Below are 5,911 nucleotides of genomic sequence, written 5' to 3' on the forward strand. Positions count from 1 at the left end.
TCCATCAGCTTCCCCACGCAGTGGTTGATGCTCTACGCCGACGATTACCTGCTGGAGGTGCTGCCATGAACAAGGTGCAGAAAAACAAGGCCTGGTGGCTGGTGTTGCCGGTGTGCCTGCTGGTGGCGCAGCCGGCGAGCAGGACCAGCGCCAAGGCGCCGAGGATGAAATGACGCATAGCGTGCTCCTTAAGGTTGTTTGAGGGCGATGGCCTGGGCGGAAGTACTCGGCACTACGTGGGCCGCGAGGCCGCCGGCGAATACCTGGTTGCCGACCACGCGCAGGGTGATGACCTGATAGCGCTGATCGGCCTTGACCGTCACCCGCGTGCCGCCCAGGGCGTTGGGCAGGCTGACTTGATGCTCGCCGTGCTTGAGGCGCAGGCGCGTCACTTGGGTCATGTCCGGCAGGGTGCGCCAGGTTCGGGTGTCGGCGCCTTCGGCCACGGCCGAAGCAATGCCCAGCACCAGGCCCGCCATTGGGTTGGTCTTGTTCAGGTTGTTTTGCGCCACGCCCCGGCTGACCGCCCGCACGGTGGTGCGCAGGATGATCCCCGGCATGTCGTCACGCAGCGCGCGACGGGACATGGCGGTGGTGCTGTTGAGCACGGTGAGGTTCTGTTGCTGGCCGTCGACGCCGATCTGGGCGAAGGCCTGGGTCGACGTATCGGCCTTGATCACCGGGAACGACAGCGGCGTGATCACCAGGTTGCCATTGATCGGGATCGGCAGCGGCAAGCGTATCGAGTCGCGGGCTGGCGCCAGGCCGCTCTGGACCACGATCAGCACGTCGGTTTCATCGGCGCCGACGTTGGACGCATCCAGGTTCAGTAGCGCTTGCTCGAGCAACGGCGTGTTGGGGCGCAACTCGGCGGCTTTGCGATAACCCGGCGCCGCCAGGTCTTTTTCGCCGAGGGCTTCGTAGACAAAACCGGCCAGGTAATGGCTGAACGCGCTCTGGTAGCTGTTTTTCAAGCCGACCACGTCCGGCGCGTCCAAGGCTTCCACCGGGTACCCGCGCAGGTCTTTGATCTGGGTGGTCACGCCCTGGCGTTCGGCTTCGTTTTCGCGCTTGAGGTATTCCTTGTCGCGCAGGTCGGCGATGACGGCTTCGCGCTCGTGGGTCTTCTTGATCTCGGTGCGGGCGCCGTCGAAGTCATTCAGGGCCAGCAGGTTCAGGGCCATCTGGGTGGTCAGCATGACTTTTTCGTAGTCGTAGCCTTCGTAGCGCCGCACTTTGTCGTTGGCCAGGAAGCTGCCGAACTGGGAGAGGTACTTTTCGCTGTCGAACTTGACCGACTCTTCCCACTTGTAGACTTGCAGGTCAGCACTGCGCCAGGCGGTCTGGCTGCCGGTCAGGTCGCCCTTGGCCCGCAGCAGTTCACCTTTCTCGAAGAAATAGAGCAGATCCTTGTCTTCGCTGGCGTTGTTCTTTTCCAGCAGGGTCAGCGCGGCCTCGACGTTGCCGGTGGCCAGTTGCTGGTTGGTGGCTTGCAGCTCGTCGTCGTAGCTGCGGAACATCGAACAGCCGGACAACACAGTGACCGCTGCGAGCGCGAGCGGGGTTAAGGCGCGAAATGCCATGGCAGGCTTCTTCCCTGAATGTAATCGGCCGAGGTGCTGGTCGGCTCGAATCACCAATCGCGGGAGGCAGCGTGCCTCCAACTAATTCCTTATAAAAGCAAGGAGCAAAATACCCTTTCGCGATAACAGGGCGCGGCATTATAGGCAGCGAGCATGGCAAAACAATGGCTTTTTGCTAGCTACCTGCCATCGTCCATGCCATTACGCGTCTTAATCTGCTCCGTTACTCCAAATACAAATCACTTACACCTTGAGTCAAACCTCATAAAGCTCAACAATGTGTTACTTCGTATTTCTCTTTGAGATTCATTCATGACTGCCCCCTTCCGTTTTTTCGCCTGGCTGGTATTGCCGGCGTTGATGTCGTGCAGCTTCAACCTGTTGGCTGCACCTGCCGAGGGCGCCACGAAAGCCCTGCATTTGCTGGACTACATCGGCGCGGATTACCCGCCGACGGTAGCGGCGGGCAAGGTCATCGATGAGTCGGAATACCGTGAACAGGTGGAGTTTCTGGGGGTGTTGCAGGGCCTGGTGGCTGAGCTGCCTTCCAAGCCCGAGCGCGCAGAACTGGTCAAAGGGGTCGATGAATTGGTCGCCGCCGTGACCGCTCGTCAGGACGGCGCCAGTGTGGCCCGCCAGTCCCGGCAGTTGGGCGAACGCGATCTGCTGGCCACAGGCAATCCGGATCCTGCCCAGTTCTGGACCAGCGGCGATGTGTATCACCTAAGAAATATCTTACCGACACTATGGAAACATCCTGGGGTTGTGAGAAGCTTCGGTTCGTGAAAATTTCGTGAATTTTCGCCGTTAAACGCTGAACTTCTGACACTGCGTTGGCTTCTATAAGCGAGATTGTCTGTGTAAAACCCAATAACTTCGTTCGGAAAGGATGTTTCTATATGAAGCGCTTGTTCTGTTTGGCTGCGATTGCAGCCGTTGTGGTGGGACACTCTTTTTCGGCGCAGGCCGCCGGTCTTGAGTTTGGCCTGGGGGCCACCAGTGACTCGACGCTTACCTATCGATTGGGGCTGACGTCGGATTGGGACAAGAGCTGGATGCAGAGCGACGTCGGTCGCCTGACCGGCTATTGGAGTGGCGCTTACACCTATTGGGAAGGTGATCACCGTGCAGGCGCGAGCAGCCTGTCGTTCTCGCCGGTGTTTGTGTATGAATTCGCCGGGGAATCGGTAAAGCCTTACGTCGAGGCCGGGATCGGGGTGGCGGCGTTTTCCCGCACGCGGCTGGAAGACAACAACCTCGGCCAGGCCTTCCAGTTCGAAGACCGCCTGGGCTTCGGTTTGCGCTTTAACGGCGGGCATGAAGTGGGCATTCGGGCGTTGCATTATTCCAACGCCGGGCTCAGCGACCATAACGATGGCGTAGAAAGCTACTCGCTGCACTACACGATGCCGTTGTAACTTCAGAACCCTGCAAAACCCTGTGGGAGGGGGCTTGCTCCCGATAGCGCAGTGTCAGTCGCAGAATTTGCCAACTGACCCACGGCTATCGGGAGCAAGCCCCCTCCCACATTGAGATCAGCGGTAAGCCGTCGCTATCCCTTCACGCTCGGTCAGGCATTCCGGTGCGCCCATCTCGAACTCCCGGCAAATCAGCGGCCGACGCTCATAAATCGTACACATCATCGTGTTGCGATCCAGCGCCGCGCACCAGCCGTCGTCCAGGCGCAGCATGACTTCACCGCCCCAATCATCAGTGTCGATATAGCGCTCGGGCACGCCCGTGTCGGTGATCAGCATGACTTCCAGCTGGCAGCAGCAGGCCGCGCACGTCGAGCAGGTGACGGCGGGGTCGGTGATTTGGGTATGGGGGATGTTGGTCATAGGCGCGCAGTGTAAACGCGCTCCAGCAAAGGTGAAATGACATGGGTGCTTTGACTGGATACCGCGTGCTCGACTTGAGCCGCGTGCTTGCCGGCCCCTGGTGCGGGCAAACCCTGGCCGACCTGGGCGCCGAAGTGATCAAGGTCGAACGGCCGGGCGTGGGCGACGACACCCGTGGCTGGGGCCCGCCGTGGATGAAAGGCCAGAACGATGAGCGCACCTCGGAGGCTTCTTATTATCAGTCGACCAATCGCGGCAAGTTATCGGTGGCCCTGAACCTGGCCAGCCCGGAAGGGCAGGAGCTGGTGCGGGCGTTGGCGACCGATTGCGATGTGCTGATCGAAAACTACAAGGCCGGTTCCCTGGCCAAGTACGGCTTGGATTACGCCTCGCTGGCGCAACTGAATCCGCGCCTAGTGTACTGCTCGGTCACCGGCTTCGGGCAGACCGGGCCGCGTGCGGCGGAACCGGGCTACGACTTTATCGTGCAGGGCATCGGCGGGCTGATGAGCATCACCGGCGAGCGCGATGACCTGCCCGGCGGCGGGCCGCAAAAGGTCGGCGTGGCATTTTCCGATTTGATGACCGGGCTTTATTCGACGGTCGCGATCCAGGCGGCATTGCTCAGCCGCGAAAAGACCGGCCTGGGCCAGCACATCGACATGGCGCTGCTGGATGTGCAGGTTGCCACCTTGTGCAACCAGAGCCAGAACTACCTGGCCTCGGGCAAGGCCCCCGGCCGTTACGGCAACGCCCACGCCAACATCGTGCCGTACCAGGTGTTCCGCGCCAGCGACCAGGACTTCATTATCGCCTGCGGCAACGACTCGCAATTCGTCGCACTGTGCGAGGCCATCGGCCTGGCGCACCTGCCCGAAGACCCGCGCTTCACGCGGAACGCCGAGCGCGTGGCCAATCGCGAGGCGATTATCGAGATTCTGTCGGCGCACTTCCTCCAGGGGCGTGCCGAGGAGTGGATTGGTCGCGTGCATCCGCGGGGTGTGCCGATCGGTGCGATCAACAGCATCGCCCAGGCTCTGGATGAACCCCAGGTCAAGGCGCGCAATATGCTGGTGACGATTCCCCATCCGCTGAAGCCGGACTTTGTCACCGTCGGCAGCCCGATCAAACTGTCCGGCACGCCGGTGGAATACCTGCGCCCGGCACCGATGCTCGGTGAGCATACGGATGAAGTGCTCAAGCGTCGGTTGGGGTTGGATGACGAGCGTCTGGCGCAGTTGAAAGCCAGCGGTGTCATTGAGCAACTGGGCGAGCGCTGATCTGCTTTTTCCGGTACTTCGCTGCCGGGGTGAGTCATTTTTTTGTAATGGAGTGCTCCATGAAAGTCCTCGTAGCCATCAAGCGAGTGGTCGACTACAACGTCAAGGTTCGGGTCAAAGCGGACCAGTCCGGCGTCGACCTCGCTAACGTCAAGATGTCGATGAATCCCTTCTGCGAAATCGCCGTGGAAGAGGCTGTTCGTTTAAAAGAAACAGGTCTGGTGACTGAAATCGTCGTGGTTTCCATCGGCCCGACCACTGCTCAAGAGCAGTTGCGTACCGCCCTGGCACTGGGCGCTGATCGCGCCATCCTGGTTGAGTCGGCTGAAGAGCTGACCTCCCTGGCCGTTGCCAAGTTGCTCAAAGCCGTTGTCGACAAGGAACAGCCATCGCTGGTGATCCTCGGCAAACAGGCCATCGACAGCGACAACAACCAGACTGGCCAGATGCTGGCTGCACTGACCGGTTACGGCCAGGGCACCTTCGCCTCGAAAGTCGAAGTGAGCGGCGACAGCGTTGCCGTGACCCGCGAAATCGACGGCGGCGCGCAAACAGTTTCGCTGAAACTGCCGGCCATCATCACCACCGACCTGCGTTTGAACGAGCCGCGCTACGCGTCCCTGCCAAACATCATGAAAGCCAAGAAGAAGCCTCTCGAAGTAGTGACTGCGGACGCTTTGGGCGTTTCCACCGCCTCTACCAACAAGACCGTCAAAGTCGAAGCGCCGGCTGCACGCAGCGCGGGCATCAAGGTCAAGTCGGTGGCTGAACTGGTCGAGAAACTGAAAAACGAAGCGAAGGTGCTTTGAATTGGGGAGCCGAATCATGACTATCTTGGTAATCGCAGAACACGACAACAAGGTACTGGCTCCGGCCACCCTGAACACCGTGGCTGCCGCTGCGAAAATCGGTGGCGACATCCACGTGCTGGTTGCCGGTCAGGGCGCTGGCGCCGTGGCTGAAGCCGCTGCGAAAATCGCCGGCGTGAGCAAAGTACTGCTGGCCGACAACGCCGCTTATGCTCACCAGTTGCCGGAAAACGTCGCGCCTCTGGTAGCTGCTCTTTGTTTAGAGGCGGGTGGTGCTGGCTACAGCCACATCCTGGCCGCCGCCACCTCCAACGGCAAAAACATCCTGCCGCGCGTTGCCGCGCAACTGGACGTTGACCAGATCTCCGAGATCATCTCGGTCGAAAGCGCCGACACCT

The 5,911-nt window shown here is 60.5% G+C and carries 5 protein-coding genes and 2 pseudogenes; 5 read left to right on the top strand and 2 right to left on the bottom strand.

Annotated features, from left to right (window positions below; translation table 11 throughout):
* Window positions 1-188: 188 nt before the first annotated feature.
* Window positions 189-1,583 (bottom strand): COG3014 family protein, encoded by a 1,395-nt coding sequence (locus L9Z73_RS23825; protein WP_247406291.1) that lies wholly within the window; start codon window positions 1,581-1,583, stop codon window positions 189-191.
* A 312-nt stretch (window positions 1,584-1,895) separates the two neighbouring features.
* Between L9Z73_RS23825 and L9Z73_RS23830 the strand changes: the two are divergent.
* A pseudogene (locus tag L9Z73_RS23830) lies at window positions 1,896-2,243 on the top strand (cystathionine gamma-synthase); the annotation flags it as partial.
* 239 nt (window positions 2,244-2,482) lie between these two features.
* Window positions 2,483-3,001, top strand: a complete 519-nt coding sequence (locus L9Z73_RS23835; protein ID WP_247406294.1) for an acyloxyacyl hydrolase — start codon at window positions 2,483-2,485, stop codon at window positions 2,999-3,001.
* Window positions 3,002-3,118: 117 nt separating this feature from the next.
* Here the strand turns inward: L9Z73_RS23835 and L9Z73_RS23840 are convergent, their stop codons facing one another.
* Window positions 3,119-3,424 (bottom strand): YkgJ family cysteine cluster protein, encoded by a 306-nt coding sequence (locus tag L9Z73_RS23840; protein WP_247406310.1) that lies wholly within the window; start codon window positions 3,422-3,424, stop codon window positions 3,119-3,121.
* A 41-nt stretch (window positions 3,425-3,465) separates the two neighbouring features.
* Here L9Z73_RS23840 and L9Z73_RS23845 point away from each other — a divergent pair, with 41 nt between their 5' ends.
* From L9Z73_RS23845 to L9Z73_RS23855, 3 genes and pseudogenes are all read left to right on the top strand, one after another.
* Window positions 3,466-4,704 (top strand): CaiB/BaiF CoA transferase family protein, encoded by a 1,239-nt coding sequence (locus L9Z73_RS23845; RefSeq protein WP_247406313.1) that lies wholly within the window; start codon window positions 3,466-3,468, stop codon window positions 4,702-4,704.
* Between the two features lie 59 nt (window positions 4,705-4,763).
* A complete protein-coding gene (locus L9Z73_RS23850) occupies window positions 4,764-5,513 on the top strand; it encodes an electron transfer flavoprotein subunit beta/FixA family protein (protein WP_247406315.1) in 750 nt (249 codons plus the stop codon).
* Window positions 5,514-5,529: 16 nt separating this feature from the next.
* Window positions 5,530-5,911 (top strand): annotated as a pseudogene (locus tag L9Z73_RS23855) (electron transfer flavoprotein subunit alpha/FixB family protein); the annotation flags it as partial.

Source organism: Pseudomonas emilianonis, from assembly GCF_023072625.1.
GTDB lineage: Bacteria > Pseudomonadota > Gammaproteobacteria > Pseudomonadales > Pseudomonadaceae > Aquipseudomonas > Aquipseudomonas paraveronii.